The following is a 23,789-nucleotide window of genomic DNA, read 5'->3' as shown; positions in this document are numbered from 1 at the left end:
TTCCCTTACGCCTTTTTTAATTTTTCAATCTCATCACGCAATCTAATTGCTTCTTCAAAGTTTAAATCTTTTGCAGCTTTTTGCATCTTTTTATTTAATTCAATTAAGATTTTCTTTCTTTCAGCTGCTGGCATTTTTTGTAGTTTTTCTTTTTTCCAAGCTACATCATCATACTCTTCAAGCTTTAGATTTTCATCTATTGATCTTTTTGTTGTTTTAGGAGTTATTCCATGCTTCTTATTAAACTCTTCTTGTATTGCTCTTCTTTCATTTGTTAAATCAATTGCATACTGCATTGAATCAGTTATTTTTTTAGCAAAAAGTATTACTTTACCATTTTGGTTTCTTGCAGCTCGTCCCATTGTTTGAACTAAAGAGGTTCTACTTCTTAAGAATCCTTCTTTATCTGCATCTAAAATAGCTACAAGTGAAGTTTCTGGAATATCTAGTCCTTCTCTAAGTAAGTTAATACCTACTAAAACATCAAACTCTCCAACTCTAAGTTCTCTAATGATTTGATTTCTCTCAATTGCATCAATATCAGAGTGCATATATTTAACTTTCATTCCTAGATCAGAATAATAAGAAGTTAACTCTTCTGCCATCTTTTTAGTAAGAACTGTTACTAAAACTCTTTCATTCTTTTCAACCGTTTTTTTAATTTCATCATGTAGTTTCTCTACTTGATATTCACTATCTTCTATTTGAATAATTGGATCTAAAAGTCCTGTTGGTCTAATAATCTGTTTTGCTACTACATCACTTTTTTCTATTTCAAGATCAGAAGGTGTTGCAGATACAAAAAGATATGAAGGAGCTTTATTTATAAATTCATCAAATTTTAAAGGTCTATTATCTAAAGCACTAGGAAGTCTAAATCCGTAATCTACAAGTACTTCTTTTCTACTTCTATCTGCTGCATGCATTCCTCTAAATTGAGGAAGTGAAACATGAGATTCATCGACAATTAGTAAAAAGTCTTTACCCATTTGTTCAAAATAATCCATAAGAGAATAAGGAGTTTGTCCAGGCTCAAGTCCAGTTAAGTGTCTTGCATAGTTTTCAATACCCTTACACATACCTGTACCTTCAATCATCTCTAAATCAAACTCTACTCTTTGTTTTAGTCTTTGATATTCAACTAACTTATCTTCTTTTGTAAAATAATCAAGTCTCTCATCTAACTCTTCTTCTATTTGTTTTACTGCTCGTCCTAAGTTTTCACTTGTTACAACAAAAGGATTAACAGAATAAATAATAGCTTCTTCTAACTCTTTTGTTTTTTCATTTGTTAAATATTCATGTCTAGTAATAGTTTCTACTTCATCACCAAAAAATTCAACTCTAATATACTCATCTTCATAATATGCTGGAAAAATATCAATTACATCTCCATTTACTCTAAAGTCAGCCCTATCAAAAAATGAATCATTTCTTTTATATCCCATCTCTACAAGTTTAAGTAAAAATTCTCTTTGAGAATATTCAAACCCAACTTCAATTCTTTGAACCATTGCTTTATACTCATTAGGATTACCTAAACCATAATTAGCTGAAACTGATGCAATAACAATAACATCATCAAAACTAAGAAGTGATGCCGTTGTACTAAGCCTTAATCTTTCAAGTTCACTATTAATTGATGAATCTTTTTCTATAAAAAGATCGGTTCTTGGAATATATGCTTCTGGTTGATAATAATCATAATAAGAAATAAAATATTCAACGTGATTGTTGGGAAAGAATTGTCTAAACTCAGAGTATAACTGTGCAGCTAAGGTTTTATTATGAGTCATAATAAGTGTTGGTCTTTGAGTCTTTTCAATAACCTTAGCCATAGTGTAGGTTTTACCAGAGCCAGTAACTCCTTCTAACGTAGTGTATCTATTACCATTTAAGATTGATTTACTGATTGAATCAATGGCTTCTGGCTGATCTCCTGCTGGTTCATATTCACTATTAACTTTAAATTGTGCGATAATATATCCTTTTAATAGTTTTTATAGTTTGCCAAAAAGTAAAAAAGTATAGAGATATCTTTATTTGACCACAGATATTCTTTACACAAACTGTCTTTACTCAAAGAGATATCAACATGGTTTTCATATTTTTTTATTAATCCTTTTACAAAACTTTTCATATCATTTGCAGAGGCTTTGATTAAGAAAGGATGAAATATCTCATCTTGATTTGGTATAAAAAACTCTTGCTCTTGTTTATACATCATAAATAAAAATGATATTTGCCAAGTATGCCACTCTTTTTTATCTAATTCAAATAAATCCATTTTTTTATAATCAAAAATTTTATAAGATTCATATACTTTTTTTGTAATTCCTAAAACTTCTTTTTTTGACATTTTTTCAATTGTTTGGGGCAAATAAAGTTTCATTGTATTTGGCATATTAATTTTATGGTACGAAGTACTCATTTTATGCCTTTTTTTACTCTTTTTATCAGGTTTTTGTTGTGTTATTAGTATGATAATAATAACTAATAAAACTACAATAATTACTGCAATAATCATAAGAAAAGTCATAATTGTACTTTCATTAATCATATATTTACTCCTTTAAACTCTCCATCAAACATCATATACTTTTTACTACAACACAATGATGGGACATTTACATATGTTTGCTTTTCATTTTTGAAAGTTTTACCTTGATGAAAGTGTCCTTCAACGACTACTTCTTCTTTATAGTTTGAAAGCCTACTTTTTGCAAAAAACTCAAAATCTTCAATTTCACTACAAATAGTCTTTTTAAGTAAAGCGTTTTCTATTCTTTTAGAAATAAAGTTACCAAAATCAATTAAGTTTAAAAATATAAGAAGTGGTGTGTTTCTAATAATTTTACAATATAAATTATAATGCCAAGGAGTAAATATATCTCCATGAGACATAGCTATACTTCTAGTTTCATAAATAAATTTTACTGGTTGATTTTCTCTTTTAAAGACTTTGATTTTAGGAAATAGTTTTTGTAAATTATAATCATGATTTCCTTCTAGATAGAAAACTTCAATACTGTTTGAGATTTCATTTATTAAATCAATTACTTTCTTATTTATCTTTATAAAGTATTTACTTTCGCCAGAAATAAAATCAATAATATCCCCCATCAAAAAAAGTTGTGATGGGTTCAATTCTTTATTAACTATTTTTTCTAAAATAGTTAATAGTTCTTGATTTTTCTCATTAAAATGAGAATCTGCTATAAAAATTGAATCTTTTTTTATATTATGGAACATAAGCTATTATTGGGATTCCTTCTTCTTCATCTAATCCACACATTAAGTTTGCATTTACAACTGCTTGAGATGAAGCACCTCTTAATAAATTATCAATAGAAGAGTTTACAAATAATGCTTTTTCATTAGTTTCTACAAAGATATCACAAAAGTTTGTTCCTGCTGTTGACTTTAAATCAACAGGGGTATTTCTAATTCTAACAAAAGCAGAGTCTTTATAAGCTTCTTCAAGTACTTTGTTTACATCAACATCTTCTTTTAATGTTGCAAATACAGAAACTAACATTCCTCTAGTAATAGGCAATAAATGTGGTACAAAATTAATTTGACAATCTACTCCTTTTACTAATTTTACCTTTTCTTGAATCTCTGGCATATGTCTGTGCTTAAAAGGGTTGTATGCATGACAGTTTTCATTTAAATGTCCAAAATGAGTAATCTCTTTTAAACCTTTTCCTGCTCCACTCATTCCTGTTTTTGCATCTATAAAGATTTGTGCATTTGTATCAATATAATCAATAAAAGGGAAAAGTGCTAAAAGTGCTGCTGTAGGAAAACATCCTGGATTAGCTACTAATTTTGAAGACTTTAACTCCTCTTTATAATATTCAGGTAAACCATAAACTGCATCTTTTATGTGTTCTTTATCCTCATGGGGACAATAATGTTTTTCATATGTTTCAAGTTCTAATCTATAGTCAGCTGATAAATCAACTACTTTTACACCTAAATTTAAAAGTTCTTTAGCAAAAGACATTGAAGTCTTGTGAGGAAGTGCTAAAAATGCTAAATCTGCAACTTTTGCTACTTCATTAGCATCAGCCTTTGAAACCTCAACATCAATAACATCTTTTAAACAAGGATGCAATTCTTGTACATTTTCTTCTCCTGTAGAGTTTGCAATATAAGATATATTAAAAGTCGGATGATTAATAAGAATCTTAATTAACTCTAAGCCTGTATAACCACTTGCGCCAATAATTGCTACATTCATTATAATTCTAACTCCTTATATCCCACACTTAAAATTTCAAAAGATGTTTGACCACCTGGTAAAGTAGCAGTAAGTTCATCACCTTCTTGCTTTCCTAAAAGTTGCTTAGCTAGAGGTGAATTAAAAGAAATAAATCCTTTTTCTGCATTTGATTCTACTCCACCAACAATTGCATATGTAAACTCTTCGTCTGTTTCTACATCTACTAAATGAACTGTTGAACCAAAACTTACTCTATCATGAGGTAATGTTTCAGGGTCAATAATTACAGCCTTAGAGATAATAGAACCTAATTCACCAATTTGAGAATCTATTAAAGCTAATTTATCTTTTGCTGCATGATATTCTGCATTTTCTTTTAAATCACCTAATTGTCTTGCCTCATCCAATGCAATTACAGTTTCAGGTCTTTCTTTATTTTTTAAAAATTCTAATTCCCCTGTTATTTTTTCATACCCAACTCTTGTCATTGGTTCTTTATCCATGATAAGGCTCCTATTAAATTATTGTTTTATTTTCATTATGTATTAATTTGATATAATATCGAAATTTTTATAAAAGAGTAGATATGCAAGAATACGATAGAACCATAAAACTATTTGGTGAAGAAAATTTTGAAAAAATTAAAAATGCAAAAGTTATTTTATTAGGTGTAGGTGGAGTAGGAAGCTTTGCTTTAGACTCTCTATATAATACTGGTTTAACAAACATCACAATTGTTGATTTTGATACTTATGAAGAATCAAATATGAATCGACAATTAGGAAGTCATGGGAATGTGGGTAAAGTTAAAGTTGAAGCTTTAAAACAAAGATATCCAAAAGTTGAAGCAATTCATGCAAAAATAACTCCCCAATGGATAGACAATTTTGACTTTTCCTCTTATGATTATATTTTAGATGCAATAGATGATGTTAGTCCAAAAGTTCATCTAATTCAAAGATACTTTACTAAAGTAATTAGTACAAGTGGTGGGGCAAAAAGATTAGACCCAAGTAAAATTGAATATAAATCAATTTGGGATACCTATAATGACCCGTTTATTAGAAAAATTAGAACTGAACTTAAAAAAAGAGGTTTTAAAAAGAAATTTAAAGTTGTTTTTTCAGGTGAAAACCCTAATTGTATAGAAAAAGGTAGTTTTGAAGCTGTAACTGGTTCATTCGGCTTTATGATGGCTGCAATTACCATAAATAAGTTACTAAGTAGAAACAAATAAAGTAATACTTTAGTAATACTTTAGTAATATTTTAAAGTTTATTATAAGAAAAAAACTTATATAATCTAGTATATTAGTCAAAAAGGGCATACATGAGTGGTATCAATAGTGTTGAACAAATGACACAAGGACATTTAAGAAATGTACAGCAATTAGCTGTTTTCTATACTGGTCATAATAACATTTATGCAATCAATATTGCAAAGGTTAAAGCATTTGTTATCGCAGAAGAAGTAACTATAAATGATACTCCTTCAGATAGTAATGTTGTTGCTGGAATTGCAACAATTAGAGGGGAACCTGTTACATTAATTAACCTTGATGCATGGCTTGGTATTCCAAAATTAAAACAAGAAGAATACAAGTTAATCATTTATTGTGAATTTAACCACAAAAAAGTTGGTTTCTTAATTAGAGATATGCTTGATATTGTCGAAAAGACAACAGAAGAATTAAGACATACAGAAGAAACAAACTCAAAAGTTACATATACTACTTATGTAAAAGTACACGATAAAGATGAATTATGTACAGTATTTAATGCTGAACAGCTATTACAAGATTTAGGTTGGGTTGAAGATGGAGAAGAAACATTAAATAAATATGTTGAATCGAAATTTGATACTAATAAAATTGTGCTAGCAGCAGAAGATTCTGGTGTTGCAAGAGAAGTATTAACTAAATTCTTCAAAAAAGCTGGTATTAATTATGAAATTTATAATAATGGAGCACTACTATTAGACAGACTTGAAGAGATTGACCCTTCTACTGTTGCATTAATAATTACAGATATTGAAATGCCAGAAACTGATGGTTTCCAAGTTGCTTCATTTGTAAAACAAAATAGTAAATATTCACATATTCCAATTATTGTAAACTCATCAATGACTACTGATGCAGTTAAAAATAAAATGAATAGTATTGGAGTTGATGGTTTTATTGGTAAAACTGATATTCAAGCTTTATACGAAGCTGCTAAGCAACATTTATCTTACTAAATAAAAAAGACTATTTTTAGTCTTTTTTATTCTATTTTCTTTTAATTATTTTTATTTATTTTGTAACCAATTCTCAAAAATTTCAATCTGGTTTTGAGTTTGTTGTGTTGATGTACCACCAAAACTTGTTCTTGCATTCATAGAGTTTCTTAAATCTAAATACATAATAATTTCTTCATCTATATTTTTTAACTCATCATTTGAACTTCTTATTTCATCAATTGTAAGTTCACTTATATCTTTATTTAAAGAGTTTGCACATGCTACCACATCTTTAGTAATATAATAAGCTGTTCTAAATGGCATGTTTTGTTTTTGAACTAAAAAGTCTGCTAAATCAGTAGCACTTAAATGTCCAATTTTACAAGCTGCTTGCATTTTATCTACATTTACAATCATAGTTTTAATAACTTCATTTAAAATTGATAGTGAAATTTCAACTGTCTTAACAGAATCAAAAACACCCTCTTTATCTTCTTGGGTATCTTTGTTATATGCTAAAGGTAAACCTTTCATAACAGTAAGAAGAGAAATTAAGTTTCCATAAACTCTTCCTGTTTTACCTCTTAAAAGTTCTGGTACATCAGGGTTTTTCTTTTGAGGCATAATTGAAGATGTTGTGGCATACTCATCACTCATTCTTACAAATTGGAACTCATAAGAAGACCAAGTAATAAGCTCTTCAGAGATTCTTGAAATATGCATCATACAAGTAGAGATATTAAATAAAATCTCTAAAGCAAAATCTCTATCAGAAACTGTATCCATGGCATGAGCAGTTGGAGCTTTGAAACCTAACTTTTCACAAGTTGAATTTCTATTAATATTATGTGGAGTTCCTGCTAATGCTGCACTTCCTAGAGGAGAATAATTGTTTCTTTCATATGAACTTTCAAATCTCTCATAATCTCGTTTAAACATATTTGCATAAGCAAGAAGATGATAACCAAAATTTAAAGGTTGTGCATGTTGTAAATGTGTCATTCCAGGGATTAAAGTTTCTGTATGTTTGCTTGCAACATTTACAAAAGTATTAACTATTTCTTTTAACTGAGATTTAATAGATAAAGATTTTTCTTGAACATAAAGTCTAAAATCAGTTGCAACTTGGTCATTTCTGCTTCTTGCAGTATGAAGTTTTTTCCCAGGCTCTCCTATAATTTCAGTAAGCCTTGACTCAACAGCCATATGAATATCTTCAGTTGCTAAAGTGAATTCAAAATTTCCAGACTCTATTTCTTCTTTTACTTGCAATAAACCTTTTTCAATAGCTTCTTGTTCTTCTTTTGTTAAAACACCTTGTTCACAAAGCATTTGTGAATGAGCAATACTTCCTCTTATATCTTGAGAGTATAACTCTTTATCAAACATTATTGAGGCATTAAACTCATCTAAAATTTGTGCATTTGTATTTTTTAGTATTTGTTCATTTTGATTTGACATATATACAATTCCTCTTTTGGACTAATTAAATGGGATTATATCAAAATTAGGATATATTTGGCTAAAGGAGAATATTGAATACACTTGAATTAATAAAAAAATTATCAGTTTGGGAACATGATTTAAAAGAGTATAAAAAATGTTTTGAAATGAATGAGGACTTTGAAAATAGTAAAGAAGTTGAAAAACTTTTAAAAACAATTGATGAATTTATCTCTTATTATGAAATAAATAAAGAGGATGATGAAAAATACAAATATGCTTTAAATTATTGGATTAATTTCAATGAAAAATATTTAAAACTTCTTAAAAATTTATATTTAGCATATAAAAGTATGAACAACAATGATAGTTAAAATTTAATTTAACTATCAATAATTGCTTAAATAAACACCTACTGCAACAATTGCAATACCTAATACAGTTATCAATTCAAAAGTCTCTTCATAAATAAAATAACCACTTATTGCAGCACTAACTGGTAAAAGATAAAAAATAGAAGCCACTTTACTAACTTCTGCTCTTCTAATCATTATATATAATAAACTTAAAGCTCCAATTGAAACCCCAACTGTCATAAATAATAAAGCAGATATAAACTCATTTGTCCAAATAACTTCATATGAATCAAACATTAACATCAAAATAAGACAAACAAAACCAGAAGCAAGTGATTGTATGGCACCACCAGAAAAAATATTCATATCTTGACAAAATTTCTTTTGGTACAAATTCCCAAGAGAAAGTCCAAGCAAACCAAATACAGATAAAGCTATAGAGTAAACAGATGCAGTTGTTATATCCATATTATTTACTAATACTAATATTACACCAACAAGACCAATAAGCAATCCAAAGCCTTGAATAATTCCAGTGTCTTCACTTAGAAAACTTTTTGCTAATGTTGCTACTAAAATAGGTTGTAAGGCAATAATCATTGCACTAAGTGCAGGAGAAAGTCCCATATCAATAGAAATAAAAACACCTATTGAAAATACTGCAACTGTTAGAATACCAGCAATACTTATATGAAAAATATCTTTTGTACTTGGCAATTTTACTTTCATATACTTCATTACAAGTAGTAAAATTAAACCTGCAAGAAAAAACCTTAAAGTTAAAAAGCTAAGAGGAGTTGAATATGGTAAACCATATTTTGCTCCAACAAAACCACTACCATATAAGGCTACAAACAAAATTGGAAAACCTAAATGTTTAATTTTTTCAATCATAATTATCTTTTCCCTGTTAATAATATTTGTGATCAAAAAAGTATAACAAATATTTGACCGATTAGTCAAGTAGTTATTTTAAATAAAAAAAGACTAATGCAAAATACATTAGTCTTTAAAAACATATAATTATTTATCTATTTATTTTAGGCTTTTAGCTTTTACACTTTCTTTACCAATAAACTCTTTTTCATTTGCATCTGAAACTATAAGTTTAGCGATTGTATCAGTTTGAACAGTTATATCATGAGTTTGATTAGCAATTGATGCATTTTGTTGTGTTTGTTCATCAAGACTATTAATAGCATCATTTATTTGCTCAATTCCAGTTTGTTGTTCTTTAGTAGCACTTTCAATATCAGAGATAAGCTCAATTGTTTTACTTATATTCTCATTAAGTCCATTGTAACCTTCGATCATTTTTGAAGAAATTGTTTTACCATTATTAGCTTTTGATGTAGCATTTTCAACTAAAGATTTTATTTCCTTTGCAGCTTCTGCACTTCTACTTGCTAAATTTCTTACTTCTTGAGCAACTACGGCAAAGCCTTTACCTGCTTCACCTGCTGTTGCTGCTTCTACTGCTGCATTAAGTGATAAAATATTTGTTTGGAAGGCAATTTGATCAATAACAGTAATAGCCTCATTAATTGCATTTACTTCTTCATCTATATCATTCATTGCATTTGTTGTTTCTTGGGCTAATGTTTTACCTTCATTTGCAGAACTAGTTACTTGGTTTGCAAATTCTGACATTTTAATTACATTTTGGGTATTTGCAGAGATATTACTAGTAATTTGCTCTAAGGCAGCTGCTGTTTCTTCTAATGAAGCTGCGGCTTCGTTAGTATTTACATTTAACTTATCTACATTTTTAAGTAAAATATTTGAACTTTCATCTAATGTTAATCCATTCTCTTTATTATCAACTAACATTTTATTTATAACTTCTGCAAGGCTATTTAAACCTTTTGCCGTATCTCCCAAGTCATTATCTTCAATTCTAAATCTAAAATCTAATTTCTGATAAGAATTTAAAGCATCAGAAATAGCATTTAAATTCCCATTTACTTTTGAAGAGACTATTTCAAATAAATCGTTAATGCCATTTTTTAACTCTTCAATGCCATCATTTTTAGTTTTTTCAGTAATAGTTTGATTCATTACACCAGTTTTTGCTACATCTATAGCATCATTTACACAGTGAATAACTCTCTTTGCATCTGTTATATCTTGTGCAAATTTAACAACACGAGTTACTTTACCACTTTTATCTTTTACAGGAGTGTATGAAGCTTGAATCCAAATTGAACTACCATCTTTTCTAAATCTTTCAAATTCATCTATTTGTGATTTTCCACTGCCTAATTCTTTCCAAAAATCTGTATAAGCTGAAGAATTTATATAAGTCTTTTCACAAAATATTCTATGATGTTTTCCTGCTACTTCATTTGATTTATAACCTAATGCATTTAAAAAATTATCATTTGCTTGAATAATTGTTCCATCTGGCTTAAATGATATGATTGCATAATTCTCTTCTAAAGCGGCTAATCTACCTTCTTCTTCTGTTTTACCAAAACTAAACATAAAATACTCCATAAAAAATTTAATAAATTCTAACTTTATTTTTCTTTTAATTTACTTTCTTTTTACTTTTTATTGAATAATAATTCATTGAATATAAAAAAACCCAAGTTGAAAACAACTTGGGTTTTAATAATCTATTTATTTTATGCTATTAATTAAATTGGTAAAACTCTTATATTTTCATCAACTTTTTGTTTAAGTACTGATTCAATTGCATATAAAGTTCCAGTGTCACCTGATGCACACCCATTACATGCACCTAAATATCTAATATATAAATCATAAAATGGCATATTTTCTTTAATATCAATGATTTCCATGTTTCCACCATCCATCATTAACATAGGTCTAATATCAGCATCTAATACTTCATCAATTGTTTTAATTCTTTGAACAATAGTCATTTTATCAAAAGTTGAAGAACCAGCAGCACTTGCATCAGCAGCTTCTTTTAATTTTTCTTGTTCCATTTCAGCTCTAACATCATTTAAAATATCAACTAAATAAATATCTTTCTCTTCATGTCCACCTGGTTTAATACATGATTTACAAAAAGCACCTGCTTTTGTATAATCAGTAATTTCTTCAACAGTTTTTAAATCATTTAATTTAATTACTTCTTGAATTGTCCCTAAAGTTACCCTTGCACACTCACAAATAATTACTTCAGTTTCAAAAGATTCCATATCTACACCTTTATATGTAGCAGCAGCTTTTTTGATAACATCATAAGCCATTACAGAACAGTGCATTTTTTGGGGTGGAACAGCAGGAACATCTGGATGGTCTCTTAATGCTTTTTCAACATCAATATTTGTAATTTTAACAGCTTCATCAACTGTTTTCCCTTCACACAATTCAGCCATCGCATCACTTGAAGCAATTGCGGTACCACAACCAAAAGATTTGAATTTTGACTCTAAAATTTTGTTTGTACCTTCTTCAATACACCAGTAAAGTCTTACTGCATCACCGCATGATTCTGCACCAAAGTCAGCAATGATTAGTTTACCACCTAACTCTTTTGCTCTTTCTTCAGTAATTTCACCTTGGTGAGTTGGGTCATCCATTCTTCTAATAACTTGGTTTGAGTATTCGTCCCAAATTGATCCACTAATTAAATCATTTTTTGCCATATTTTTTATCCTTTAAAAATGTCCCATTTGTTAAAGGGACCTTCATTTTTTCTACTTAAGAAGGCAACGAGTTGCCTTTATTTCTTCTTACAACTCTGATACGTGATTTTTTGGAGTGTATGCATAAGAACTAGAGATTCCTCTTAGTCTTGCAACTGCACCTTTAATAACATCAATTGCATAATCAATCTCTTCTTCTGTATTAAATCTACTTAAAGAGAATCTAACACCTGTATGAGCTAACTCACTATCACTTCCAAATGCATTCATTACTGGGTTTGCTTCTAAATCTTCACTTGCACATGCTGAACCAGTTGATGCACCAATTGTTTTTTGATTCATATCCCATAACATTGATTCACCCTCAACACCTCTAATTGAAATAAGTGTAGTGTTTGGTGTTCTATTATCTTTTCCACCAATTACAATTGTTTCAGGGATTTCTAAAATTGCATTCTCTAATTTATCTCTTAATCTTCTAACTTCAGTATTTTCATACTCTAATGCCTCTTGTGAAGTTGCAAGTTTCATTGCAAGTCCCATTCCAATCATAGATGCAACATCAACAGTACCTGCTCTGTGTCCACCCATTTGCTCACCACCATGTAATAATGGAATTAAATCAAAACCTTTTTGAATATATAATCCACCAACACCTTTTGGTCCATGGAATTTATGAGCTGAAAAAGATAAATAGTTTACATTAGTATCTTGAACATCAACTGGAACTTTTCCAATTGCTTGAGTTGCATCTGTATGGAAAGGTACTCCTGCTTCTTTACAGATTTGACCAATCTCTTTTATTGGGAAAAGTTTTCCAGTTTCATTATTTGCCCACATAATTGTTACTAATGCTGTATCTTCTTTAATATAATCTGCAACTTGCTGTGCTTCTAATACACCTTTTTCATTTACAGGAAGATATGTAACCCTTACGCCTTGAGACTCTAAAAATTTGCATGTTGCAGTAACTGCTGGGTGTTCTACTTCACTTGTAATAATATGATTTTTATTACCATTTAAGATTTTATCTACCCAGATACCTTTTATAACTGCATTAATACTCTCTGTTGCATTTGCTGTGATGATAATATCATCTTCATCATTTGCATTAATTCCCGAGTATAAGTAATCTAAAGCTTCTACCATTTTAGGGTGTGTTCCAGCTCCAAACTTATGTAAAGAGTTAGGGTTCCCATAAATATGACAGAAAAAAGGTTCCATAGCTTTGAATACTTCAGGGTCAACCTTAGTTGTGGCATTATTATCTAAGTATACTTCCATTCTTTTTCCTATTTTTATTTACATTTAACACTATATTATTGCAAAAATATGCGTTATTTTTAATTAAATCGCGTAATTATATTTCAAATAGGATAAAAATAGTCTTAATTAAAAAATTTAGATGATTTTAATTAATTCTAATAAAAAAATAAGTTTCTTATGAGATAATATAAAAAACTTTAAAGGTTATTATTTATGTTACGAAAAATTTTATTATCACTTTTAATACCATTTTTGATGGTATTTATTTCTGCTTGTAATGATGATTCTACAAACAAAAAAGAAGAAAAAAAAGTATTAAAAGTTGGAATGGAGCTTGCTTATCCTCCTTTTGAAATGAGTGAAAAAGATGGAACTCCATCTGGGGTATCTGTTGATTTTGCTAAGGCACTAGGTGATTATCTAGGAAGAGAAGTTGTAATTGAAAATATTGCATGGGATGGACTTATTCCTTCACTTAAGACTGGAAAAATTGATTTAATCATTTCTTCTATGACAATTACTGAAGAAAGAAAAAAATCTATTGATTTTTCAGTTCCTTATGCTCAATCTTCACTAGCTATCTTAACAAATAAAAATTCCCAAGTTAAGTCAATTAAAGATTTAAACCAAGCTGGTAAAAAAGTTGCAGTAAAAAAAGGTTCAACTGGACATATTTATGCAAAAGACAATTTAAAAAATGCTGAGATTTTAGTATTTGACAAAGAAGCTGCTTGTGTATTAGAAGTTGTTCAAGGAAAAGCTGATGGATTTTTATATGACCAATTAACAATTTATAAAAACTATGCACAACATAAAGATACAACTGTTGCACTTCTTCAATCTTTCCAAGAAGATTTTGAGTACTGGGGAGTTGCTCTTAAAAAGAATAGCCCACTTAAAAAAGATGTAGATGCTTTCATTAAAAAAGCAAAAGAAGATGGAACATTTGACTCTTTTGCAGACAAATATTTAACTGATGCTAAAAAAACATTTGATGAACTTGGCATTGCATTTTTCTTCTAGGACTTAAAAATTAAACTAAAAAATTTATTTATCCATGAATTAGGATTAAAAAAAGGTAAAAAGCTTTCAAAAGCTATTTACCTTTTTAATTTTCTACTTTTAATTTTTACTATTTTTATTACATTCTATTTTATGTTTAAAAATATCTCTTATAACTTTAATTGGCATAGTGTTTATGAATATAGACAAAAGTTTATTGATGGTTTTCTTATGACTATCTTTATTTCATTTTTTGCTCTTATTCTAAGTTTTATTATTGGTCTATTTTTTGCTTACGGACAAAACTCAAAGTTTATACTTCTTAGATTTTTTTCTAGATTCTATATTGAACTAATAAGAGGAACGCCCCTTTTAGTACAAATACTTATTTTCTTTTATGTATTTGCAAACAATTTAGGCTTTGAAAATAGATATGTAGTTGGAACCGTTATCTTAGCTTTATTTGCAGGGGCTTATGTAAGTGAAATTATTAGAGGTGCTATACAATCAGTTGAAATTGAACAGTTTGAAACAAGTTTAAGTCTTGGAATGACAAATTATCAGATGTATAAATATGTGATTTTCCCTCAAGCTTTTAGAAGAATGTTACCAGCTTTAACAGGACAATTTGCAAGTATTATAAAAGATTCATCCCTGCTTTCTATCATATCAATAAGTGAATTTACGATGAATGCCCAAGAGGTAAATGCCTATACATATTCTACACTGGAAAGTTATATTCCCCTTGCACTTGGATATTTACTTCTAACCTACCCTATTTCATACTATACAAAGAGATTAGAAGCAAAAATAAAATAAATTAAAATTTAATTTAAAGTAGAATATTAGTTAAACATTTATACTATTATTTAATGAACATATGTTAAATTTACCTAAATAGGACAATTTTAGTCCTAAATATAAAAAGGTTTTAAAATGAGTGAAAATAAGCATTTAAAAGAAATTTTGAAACAAGACTACAAATTAGGTTTTGAAACACTTGTAGAAAGTGATACATTTCCTAAAGGCTTAAATGAAGATGTAATAAAAGCCATCTCAAAAAAGAAAGAAGAGCCTGAGTGGTTACTTGAATTTAGATTAAAAGCATATAATATTTGGTTAAAGATGGAAGAGCCAGATTGGGCACATCTAAACTATCCAAAAATAGATTATCAAGATATTTCATATTATAGTGCACCTAAAAAGGCATTGGATTCATTAGATGAAGTTGACCCAGAGATTTTAAAAACATATGAAAAACTAGGTATTCCATTAGAAGAGCAAAAAATGCTTGCTGGTGTTGCAGTTGATGCTGTATTTGATTCAGTTTCTGTTAAAACTACTTATCAAGAAGAGTTAGAGAAGTTAGGGATTATATTCTGTTCTATTTCAGAAGCAGCCCACTCTCACCCAGAAATTTTAAAAAAATATTTAGCCTCAGTTGTAAGTAAAAATGATAACTATTTTTCAACACTAAATAGTGCAGTATTTACAGATGGAAGTTTTGTATATATTCCACCTAATACTAAATGTCCAATGGAGCTTTCAACTTACTTTAGAATAAATGCTTTAGATACAGGACAATTTGAAAGAACACTTATTATCTGTGATGAAAACTCTTATGTTTCTTATAATGAAGGATGTTCAGCTCCAAGTAGAGATGAAAGACAACTTCACGCAGCAGTTGTAGAATTAGTTGCTTTAGATAATGCACAAATAAAATATTCAACTATTCAAAACTGGTATCCAGGTGATGAGCAAGGTAAAGGTGGTATTTTAAACTTTGTTACTAAAAGAGGTTTATGTAAAGGTGAGAACTCAAAAATCTCTTGGACACAAGTTGAAACTGGTTCTAGTTTAACATGGAAATATCCATCATGTGTTTTAAAAGGAAATAATTCTGTTGGAGAATTTTATTCTGTAGCAATTTCTAGCAAAGCCCAACAAGCTGATACTGGTAGTAAAATGATTCACTTAGGTGAAAATACAAAATCTACTATTATCTCTAAAGGTATCTCTGCTATGAGTGGAGTAAATGCTTATAGAGGTTTAGTAAGTGTGGGTAAAAATGCAAAAAATGCAAGAAATATTTCTGAGTGTGATTCATTATTAATTGGACATAAATGTAAAGCTCATACTTATCCATACCATGAGATTAAAAATTCAAGTGCACATATTGAGCATGAAGCAACTACTTCAAAGATATCTGAAGAACAACTATTTTATTTATCTCAAAGAGGTATTGATGAAGAAGATGCTATTGCTATGATTGTAAATGGTTTCTGTAAAGAGGTATTAAAAGAGTTACCTATGGAGTTTGCAGCGGAAGCTAAAGAGTTACTTAGTATCTCTTTAGAAGGAAGTGTGGGATAAAACAAGAAGAACATTTTAAAAGGAATAAATAATGCTTAATATAAAAGATTTAAAAGTAAATATAGAAAATAAAGAGATTTTAAAAGGTTTAAATTTAGACATAAAGCCAGGTGAGATTCATGTACTTATGGGACAAAATGGTGCAGGAAAATCAACATTAGTTAAAACAATTAGTGACCATTATGACTGTGAAGTTACTAATGGTGAAATTAAATATAAAGATAAAGATCTTTTAGAATTAGATGTTTCACAACGTGCTAAAGAAGGTATCTTCTTAAGTTTTCAAAATCCTGTTGAAGTTCCAGGTGTAAATAATAGTTATTTTCTAAAAACTATTGTAAATGAAAAAAGAAAATATCATAAAGAAGAAGAGTTAGATGCAATGGGCTTTTTAAAATACTCAAAAGGTGAATTAGCAAAGTTTGATATTGATAAATCACTTTTACAAAGGGATCTAAATGATGGTTTTTCTGGTGGTGAGAAAAAAAGAAATGAGCTAATTCAACTACTTTTATTAAAACCTGATTTAATCATGTTAGATGAAATAGATTCAGGACTTGATGTAGATGCTATTAAAACTGTTGCAAAAGTTATAAATAGTCTACTAGAAGATAAAAGTAGATCTTTATTAATGATTACACACTATGACAAGCTACTAAATTTAGTAAAACCTGACTTTGTTCATATTTTAAAAGATGGAAAGATAGTTAAAACAGGAGATTATAAACTAGCTCAACAACTTGATAGTGTTGGGTTTCAAGGATTGGAGTAATTATGAAATTAATTGAATTAGAAAATATAAAATTTCCAACAAAAAAAGATGAAGATTTTAGAAAGATAAATTTAAACCCTTTATTAGAAAAAGAGTTTGAATCTTTTGCTGAATACAAACTAAATATAGAAGTTCAAAAAAGTAGCGAGACTATAGAATCTTCAAATGAACTAATTAAAATAAACGAAAAATTAGAAACAAAAACTTATGAATTAAATATAAGTGAAGATACAAAAGAGCCAATTGTGATTGTACATAAGTTAAAAGATCAAAATAGTATAAATACAAACTCTTTAAAAATAAATATATCAAAAGGTATAAAAGCTTCAGTTATTGAAATATTTGTAAATGAAAAAGAGAATAACTTTTATAGTGTAAATAGAGAGTTTAATTGTGAGAAAAATGCTCACTTAGAGTATTTAAAAATACAAGATATGAGTGAAAAAACATCTTTAATACTTAATTATATAAATAATTTAGAAGATAACTCTTCTATAAACCATACAAACTTTGAGTTAGGAAAAGGTTTTGCCCTTTGTATTTATGATTCTAATTTAGAAAAAGAGAATACAACTTTAAATATAAATGGTTATATAAATCTTTTTGAAAAAGCAAACTCTTCTTCTATATTTAATACAAATCATATAGAAAAGAACAATGCAAGTAATATAAAGTATAAACATATTTTACATGATAATTCAAAAGCAGTATTTGAAGCTATGTCAAAAGTAAATGAAAAAGCTTTATATTCAAAGGTTCATCAAAATACTGACACTATTTTATTAAGTGATGATGCAACTATTTTTGCAAAACCTCATCTTGAAATAAACATTGATGAATTAGAAGCAAGCCATGGTGCAACAACGGGTTCTTTAGATAAAGATCAACTTTTATATCTACAATCAAGAGGTATAGATGAAGCATTGGCTAAAAAGATGCTTTTAAAAGCCATTGAAAATGAGATTTTAGATACTATTTTAGACGAAAAAGTAAAAGATTTTGCAATAAATTATGAAAGGAGCAGTTATGTTTAAAAAAGATTTTCCCTATTTTTCAAATAGTGATATTGTCTATTTAGATAATGCTGCTACAACACAAAAACCAAAAGAAGTAATTACTTCACAAGTTGAGTATTATGAAAACTATTGCGCTAATACTCACAGAAGCTCTTTTGGAGATGCAAATAAAGCAACTTTAAACTATGAAAATGCAAGAAAAATTTTACAAAAGTTTATCAATGCTTCAAGTAAAGAGCAAATAATATTTACAAAAGGTGTAACAGAGTCAATTAACTTTATTGCATCTTCTTTTGCTAAAAAGTTTAAAACAGTAATCATCTCTTCGTTAGAACATCACTCAAATATTGTTCCATGGCATATGCAAGGAAGAACTTTAGGTGAAGGTCTTGAAGTAGTATCTTGTAATGAAAACTTAGATTTTGATTTTAAAGATTTTGAAAATATATTAAAGCAAAACCCAAACTCATTTGTAAGTGTTACTCATATTTCAAATGCCTTCGGAAAAATACATGATATAAAAGCAATAATAAAATTAGCTCATAAATATGATTGTGTTGTTATGATTGATGGAGCACAAAGTTTAGCCCATATGAAAGTTGATATGCAAGAACTTGATGTGGACTTTTTTGCTATTTCAGCACACAAAACCTTTGGACCAACTGGGGTTGGAGCTATTTACATAAAAGAAGAATATTTAAAAGAAGTAGATGTTTATCAAACAGGTGGAGCAACAATAGACCAAGTTGATTTTTCAAAATCAACTATGCTTGATGCCCCATATAAATTTGAAGCTGGAACTCAAAACATTGCGGGTGTAATTGGCTTTGCAAAAGCCCTAGAATATATAAATAAAGTTGGTTATGATGCAATTATGAAACAAGAGCATGAAGTTTATGAGTATTTAATCAATCAGTTAAGTAAATTGCCAAATATAATTTTCTATAATAATTTAGAAGACTCAATTGGAAGTAAAAGTTTTAACTTCAAAGATATCATGCATGATGATATTGGGATTTTACTTGACAAAATGAAAATTGCTTTAAGAGTAGGACACCACTGCGCTCAACCAATTATGAAACAACTAAATATTAAAGGTACTATAAGAGTTTCTATTGCTTTTTATAATACAAAAGAAGATGTTGACAAATTAATTGAAGCTTTAAAAAAAGCCCTTGATATGTTAAGTTAAGGAGAGATATGAATACTATTGAAAAAAGAGTTCAAGATATAAAAGAAGATTTAGAGTTTTTTGATGATGAATTACAAAAATATGAATATATTATTGATTTAGGGAAAAAACTTCCCCAACTTGAAGAAAAATATAAAGTTCCTGAAAATATAGTACATGGTTGTACTTCTCAAGTATGGCTTATTGCCCAAAAAGAAGACAATAAGCTTTATTTTAAAGGAACTTCAGATGCAGTTATTGTAAAAGGTTTAGTTTATATTATTCTAAATATTTTTTCTGACTCTACAATTGAAGAGTTAAAAGAAGTTGATATGGATATAGTTTATGAACTAGGTCTTAGTGAAGTTATTACTCCAAATAGACAAAGTGGAGTAATTGGCATGATTAAGAAAATTAAAGAGTATGCCCTAACTTTATAAGTAGGGTTAAATAAAGGATTATAGATGTCAATTATAGAAAGTAAAGAAAAATTAAAAGAAGATGTAATACAAAGACTAAAATCTGTATATGATCCAGAAATACCAGTAAATATTTATGATTTAGGATTAATATACAAAATTGATTTTGAAGAAAAAAACAATTATGTTTATGCAACTGTTGAAATGACTTTAACTTCTCCTGCTTGTCCAGTTGCTGAAAGCTTAGTTGAACAAGTTAAATATGTAACACAAACAGTTGATATTATTGATGAAGCTTATGTGCATTTAGTTTTTGATCCTCCTTGGGATCCTTCAATGATTAGTGATGATGGAAAAGATATTATGGCGGCTTCAGGAGCTCACATCTAAAAAATGAAAAAAAACGAACTTTTTATTATTATATATACAATTACTGTTTTATTATCAGTAATGTACGCAACACAACCTATTCAACCACTATTAGCAAATGAGTTTGATGTATCAGTTGTAAAAGCTTCTTCTTTTACAGCTGTTATCATGCTTTTTTTAGCAATTTCACCTATTATTTATGGATACATTTTAGAATCAGTAAAAACAAAAACTGTTTTGACAGTGGCTTCAATTACACTATTTATGACAAACTTAGCACTTGGTTTTTCAAACTCATATGAAATATTTTTAACTATTAGAACTATTGAGGCTATGATTGTTCCAGCTATTTTAACTGCTTGTATGACTATTTTGGCAAATGATAGAGAAAAAACAAAAGTAAATATGTCTATTTATGTAGCTGCAACGGTTTTTGGTGGACTTGTAGGAAGAGTTTTTTCAGGATTTATCGCTACTGAATTTGGATGGAGAGTAGTTTTCTTCTCACTATCTTTAGCCCTTTTATTTGGTTTACTTTTAATTAGAAGATTATCTTTTGAAGGTGATACAAAATTAGCTAAACCAAAACTAGCTGATGTAGCAAATATTTTAAAAGATAAAAGGTTTGTTGTAATATATTCATTAATGTTCGTTATTTTCTTTATTTTTGGAGGTATATTAAATATTTTACCATTTAGAATTAAAGAACAAGTCCCAGAAATAACTGAAACACAAATTGGTTTACTTTATCTTGGATATGGTGTAGGAATTGTAGTTTCACTTACTATTCACAAGATTATTGCCTTATTCAAAACAGAAGTACCAACTGTTTTAGCAGGAATTGGAATATTCTTCCTTGCAACTGTAGGATTCTTTAGTTCAAATGCCCTATTCTTATTTTCTTTAGTATTTTTATTTTGTTTAGGTATGTTTATTATTCATACTGTTTCAACAAGAATAGCAAACTCTTTAAAACAAAATCAAAAGGCACTTACCTCAGGTATGTATTTAAGTTTTTATTATTTAGGTGGCGCAATAGGTTCTTTTGCCCCATCTTTTGTATATGCAAACTTTGGCTGGAATATCACAATGTTAGTATTTATATCTATGCTAATAGGAGTTTTCTTATTTGTATTTTCAAATAGAGATTTATTTAAAAACTTTAACTAACTTCTATCTTATTGATAACTTCTTCTTGTGGTTTACCTATATAATAACCTTGTGAATAATTTATTCCCATTGATTTTACATAATTAAATATTGCTTCATTTTCTATATACTCAGCAATTGTTTTTATGCCTAAACTATCACATAAAAACTTTAATGTCCCAACTAATAGTTGTGTTTTTCTATTTGTATGAATATCTCTAATTAAAGTTCCATCTATTTTAAGATAATCGATATATTCATTTAGATTAATAATGTATTGATAATTTGAATATCCAGTTCCAAAGTCATCAATTGCTATCTTGCAACCTAAAGATTTAACCTCTTTAATAAACTTTAGAAAATTATCATAATTTTCAATCGCTTCAGACTCTACAATTTCTATAACAAGTCTATTTCCAATTTTATATTCATCTATTTTTTTATAAATATAACTTCTCATCTCTTTAGAAGAGATATCTTCTACACTAAGATTTATAGAAAATTCACAATCTAAATATTGAAAGTACTCAAATGACTTTTGTATTATTATTTTAGTGACCTTTTTATATTTTTTAATATCTTTTAGAATTGGTAAAAAATAATCAGGATAAATAATCTCATCTTCATATTTTAATCTTACTAAAGTTTCATATTTTTCAATGAGCCCTGTTCTATTATTATAAATTGGTTGAAAATAGACAAGAATATCATCATTTTCTATAGCTTTCTTTACCTTAGTTGATAATCTTATATTATTTTTATTTAGTTCTGCTCTTCTATCATTTTTATTATAAATATAAAAGTCACTTCTTTTATGGTGTGCAGTTTCTAAAGCAATTTCTGCTTCTTGTAATTTTCTTGAGATACTTGTAAAAGGTTCTATGCTACTTGAAGAGACTGTACACTCAACTAAAATTCTAAAATTATTTTTGATAACATACTCTTCATTTTCAATATCTTTATATAATTTTTCTAAGTCTTGTTTTAAAATATGTATATTTTCAAAATTATATATAAAAGCAAAAGAGTCTCTATCTAATTTATAAAGTTCCATAAACTTGTCTCTATACTGGTACTCTTCTAAAAAGCTTGTTATTGATTTTAGTAATTGGTTTGCTACTTTATAACCATAGGCATTTGCAACTTTTAAAAAGTTATCAACTTTTATGATAACAACTATTTTTCCTACATCTTTATTATTTTTATACTCAATTAGTAAACCTTCTTTATTTGATAAGTTTGTTAAATTATCAGTTACCATTTGAGTTTTTAATTTATTTGCTAAGTTATCAGGTATCTTTGAAAAATGTACAATCAAAGGTAACAGAAATAGCACCAATAAAATAAATATTAAATAAGTCAAATCTCTATCTTTTTGTTTTATAACTGCTAACTCTTGATATTTTAAGCCTAAAACTAGTCTTAAATCTTGATCGTTATTCAATTCATCTAATTTCTTTGAATAAAAAACCTTTGATGAGAATTCATCTTCTTTTAATGCCAATGAAGTATCTTTTTTATTGAAGGCATCTTTAAAAAGAAATGTATAAAAAGTATTAGAAAGAATGCCATAATTTTTATCTGAATGTAAAATAAACTTTCCTTCTTTATCCACAATCATAACATCATACAAAACATTCTTTTTAAACTTATCAAAAAACTTCATAATATCTATATTTATAATTATAATAGCACTTTTTTTACCTTTACTATTATTTGCAATAGTTGCTATTCTCAATGAAGTTTGTTTAGGAGTTACAATTTTTTCATTTTCTGTTTTTAAATCAATATTTGAAAATCCTATTTCATAAGAATCTAAATTCCTAAACATATGGTAATAGTCTTTTTTTGATTTATCTTGTAGTCTATTTTCTGCAACTGCATGAAAAAACTCTTTCTCTTTTAATCTTCCATATAATGTTTTATCTATTCTTATTTTTTCTTTACCCTGCATATCTAACACTCTAATTTGCGTAGCCTCAGGAAGTGCCTTTTGTAATATAATAAGTAGTTGTTGTAGTTCTTCTTTTTTTTCGTTTTTATTTATATACTCTTTAAAAAATGAATTATGAGAAATTGCTTCTAATGTCAACTTATAACTATTGATTGCAGATAGAAACTGTTTTTCTTTTATAAACATCTTTTCTTTTATCCTATCAGCAGACAAAGTATTAATATCATTTTTATTTGAAACTTTAAAAGAATAAGTCAATAATGACAATAATGCAAAGATCATTAGAAAAAATATTGTTAAAAAAGTATATTTGTAATTTATTTGATTCATCTTCATTCCTGCTATTAATTATGTAAGTTTACAGAGCAAAGGTAATAAAATAGTATCAATATTGTTTTATGTATATAAATTAATTCTTAATTAAAAAAAAGTTA

General features: G+C 28.0%; 23 protein-coding genes. 12 read left to right on the top strand and 11 right to left on the bottom strand.

Annotated features, from left to right (window positions below):
* Positions 1-5: 5 nt before the first annotated feature.
* The 5 genes from uvrB to greA are packed head-to-tail and all read right to left on the bottom strand — an operon-like array spanning position 6 to position 4,731.
* Entirely contained in the window at positions 6-1,979 is a 1,974-nt protein-coding gene (gene uvrB, locus CRV01_RS09415; protein WP_129007953.1) for an excinuclease ABC subunit UvrB, read from the bottom strand.
* An 11-nt stretch (positions 1,980-1,990) separates the two neighbouring features.
* Entirely contained in the window at positions 1,991-2,560 is a 570-nt protein-coding gene (locus CRV01_RS09410) for a hypothetical protein (protein WP_129007952.1), read from the bottom strand.
* Positions 2,557-3,252 (bottom strand): UDP-2,3-diacylglucosamine diphosphatase, encoded by a 696-nt coding sequence (locus CRV01_RS09405; RefSeq protein WP_129007951.1) that lies wholly within the window; start codon positions 3,250-3,252, stop codon positions 2,557-2,559. The genes CRV01_RS09410 and CRV01_RS09405 overlap by 4 nt, the downstream gene beginning before the upstream one ends.
* Entirely contained in the window at positions 3,242-4,246 is a 1,005-nt protein-coding gene (gene argC / locus CRV01_RS09400) for an N-acetyl-gamma-glutamyl-phosphate reductase (RefSeq protein WP_129007950.1), read from the bottom strand. Before argC ends, CRV01_RS09405 begins: the two co-directional genes overlap by 11 nt.
* Positions 4,246-4,731, bottom strand: coding sequence for a transcription elongation factor GreA (greA, locus tag CRV01_RS09395; protein ID WP_129007949.1), 486 nt, complete (start codon positions 4,729-4,731; stop codon positions 4,246-4,248). The genes argC and greA overlap by 1 nt, the downstream gene beginning before the upstream one ends.
* 83 nt (positions 4,732-4,814) lie before the next feature.
* On the opposite strand from greA, the gene CRV01_RS09390 reads away from it, so the two are divergent.
* Together CRV01_RS09390 and CRV01_RS09385 are read left to right on the top strand one after the other, a co-directional pair.
* On the top strand, positions 4,815-5,465 hold the full coding sequence (locus CRV01_RS09390) for a ThiF family adenylyltransferase (RefSeq protein ID WP_129007948.1): 651 nt from the start codon (positions 4,815-4,817) through the stop codon (positions 5,463-5,465).
* A 92-nt stretch (positions 5,466-5,557) separates the two neighbouring features.
* Positions 5,558-6,463: a chemotaxis protein CheV gene (locus CRV01_RS09385; protein ID WP_129007947.1), complete on the top strand. Its 906-nt coding sequence runs from the start codon at positions 5,558-5,560 to the stop codon at positions 6,461-6,463.
* Positions 6,464-6,514: 51 nt separating this feature from the next.
* Here the strand turns inward: CRV01_RS09385 and argH are convergent, their stop codons facing one another.
* Positions 6,515-7,906 carry an argininosuccinate lyase gene (argH, locus tag CRV01_RS09380; protein ID WP_129007946.1) on the bottom strand — a complete coding sequence of 464 codons (1,392 nt, stop codon included), beginning with the start codon at positions 7,904-7,906 and terminating at the stop codon, positions 6,515-6,517.
* A gap of 74 nt (positions 7,907-7,980) precedes the next feature.
* On the opposite strand from argH, the gene CRV01_RS09375 reads away from it, so the two are divergent.
* The gene (locus CRV01_RS09375) at positions 7,981-8,262 is read left to right on the top strand and encodes a hypothetical protein (protein WP_129007945.1); all 282 of its coding nucleotides are present in this window, start codon (positions 7,981-7,983) and stop codon (positions 8,260-8,262) included.
* 15 nt (positions 8,263-8,277) lie between these two features.
* On the opposite strand, the gene CRV01_RS09370 is transcribed toward CRV01_RS09375, so the two are convergent.
* From CRV01_RS09370 to CRV01_RS09355, 4 genes are all read right to left on the bottom strand, one after another.
* Positions 8,278-9,138: a DMT family transporter gene (locus tag CRV01_RS09370; protein WP_129007944.1), complete on the bottom strand. Its 861-nt coding sequence runs from the start codon at positions 9,136-9,138 to the stop codon at positions 8,278-8,280.
* 141 nt (positions 9,139-9,279) lie between these two features.
* Complete coding sequence (locus CRV01_RS09365) at positions 9,280-10,728, bottom strand: methyl-accepting chemotaxis protein (RefSeq protein ID WP_164970044.1); 1,449 nt, start codon at positions 10,726-10,728, stop codon at positions 9,280-9,282.
* 155 nt (positions 10,729-10,883) lie between these two features.
* Positions 10,884-11,864: an iron-sulfur cluster assembly scaffold protein gene (locus CRV01_RS09360; RefSeq protein WP_129007942.1), complete on the bottom strand. Its 981-nt coding sequence runs from the start codon at positions 11,862-11,864 to the stop codon at positions 10,884-10,886.
* A gap of 87 nt (positions 11,865-11,951) precedes the next feature.
* The gene (locus CRV01_RS09355; protein WP_129007941.1) at positions 11,952-13,148 is read right to left on the bottom strand and encodes a NifS family cysteine desulfurase; all 1,197 of its coding nucleotides are present in this window, start codon (positions 13,146-13,148) and stop codon (positions 11,952-11,954) included.
* Positions 13,149-13,343: 195 nt separating this feature from the next.
* Here CRV01_RS09355 and CRV01_RS09350 point away from each other — a divergent pair, with 195 nt between their 5' ends.
* The 9 genes from CRV01_RS09350 to CRV01_RS09310 all read left to right on the top strand — a co-directional run bounded on the left by CRV01_RS09350 (position 13,344) and on the right by CRV01_RS09310 (position 21,422).
* On the top strand, positions 13,344-14,153 hold the full coding sequence (locus CRV01_RS09350; protein WP_129007940.1) for a transporter substrate-binding domain-containing protein: 810 nt from the start codon (positions 13,344-13,346) through the stop codon (positions 14,151-14,153).
* A 132-nt stretch (positions 14,154-14,285) separates the two neighbouring features.
* A complete protein-coding gene (locus CRV01_RS09345; protein WP_258238379.1) occupies positions 14,286-14,951 on the top strand; it encodes an amino acid ABC transporter permease in 666 nt (221 codons plus the stop codon).
* Between the two features lie 117 nt (positions 14,952-15,068).
* Positions 15,069-16,505: a Fe-S cluster assembly protein SufB gene (sufB, locus tag CRV01_RS09340; protein ID WP_129007938.1), complete on the top strand. Its 1,437-nt coding sequence runs from the start codon at positions 15,069-15,071 to the stop codon at positions 16,503-16,505.
* A gap of 31 nt (positions 16,506-16,536) precedes the next feature.
* Complete coding sequence (sufC, locus tag CRV01_RS09335) at positions 16,537-17,277, top strand: Fe-S cluster assembly ATPase SufC (RefSeq protein WP_129007937.1); 741 nt, start codon at positions 16,537-16,539, stop codon at positions 17,275-17,277.
* 2 nt (positions 17,278-17,279) lie between these two features.
* A complete protein-coding gene (locus CRV01_RS09330) occupies positions 17,280-18,311 on the top strand; it encodes a SufD family Fe-S cluster assembly protein (RefSeq protein WP_129007936.1) in 1,032 nt (343 codons plus the stop codon).
* A complete protein-coding gene (locus tag CRV01_RS09325) occupies positions 18,304-19,485 on the top strand; it encodes an aminotransferase class V-fold PLP-dependent enzyme (protein WP_129007935.1) in 1,182 nt (393 codons plus the stop codon). The genes CRV01_RS09330 and CRV01_RS09325 overlap by 8 nt, the downstream gene beginning before the upstream one ends.
* Before the next feature lie 8 nt (positions 19,486-19,493).
* Positions 19,494-19,904 carry a SufE family protein gene (locus tag CRV01_RS09320; RefSeq protein ID WP_129007934.1) on the top strand — a complete coding sequence of 137 codons (411 nt, stop codon included), beginning with the start codon at positions 19,494-19,496 and terminating at the stop codon, positions 19,902-19,904.
* A 24-nt stretch (positions 19,905-19,928) separates the two neighbouring features.
* Positions 19,929-20,273: a metal-sulfur cluster assembly factor gene (locus CRV01_RS09315; RefSeq protein WP_129007933.1), complete on the top strand. Its 345-nt coding sequence runs from the start codon at positions 19,929-19,931 to the stop codon at positions 20,271-20,273.
* Between the two features lie 3 nt (positions 20,274-20,276).
* Positions 20,277-21,422 (top strand): MFS transporter, encoded by a 1,146-nt coding sequence (locus CRV01_RS09310; RefSeq protein WP_129007932.1) that lies wholly within the window; start codon positions 20,277-20,279, stop codon positions 21,420-21,422.
* Here CRV01_RS09310 and CRV01_RS09305 read toward each other — a convergent pair.
* Entirely contained in the window at positions 21,415-23,685 is a 2,271-nt protein-coding gene (locus tag CRV01_RS09305) for an EAL domain-containing protein (RefSeq protein WP_164970043.1), read from the bottom strand. The genes CRV01_RS09310 and CRV01_RS09305 overlap by 8 nt on opposite strands.
* Between the last annotated feature and the right edge of the window lie 104 nt (positions 23,686-23,789).

It is taken from the genome of Arcobacter sp. CECT 8983 (genome assembly GCF_004118855.1).
Classification (GTDB): domain Bacteria; phylum Campylobacterota; class Campylobacteria; order Campylobacterales; family Arcobacteraceae; genus Halarcobacter.
The sequence above is the reverse complement of the archived record's forward strand: the minus strand, read 5'-3'. Positions and strand labels throughout refer to the sequence as shown.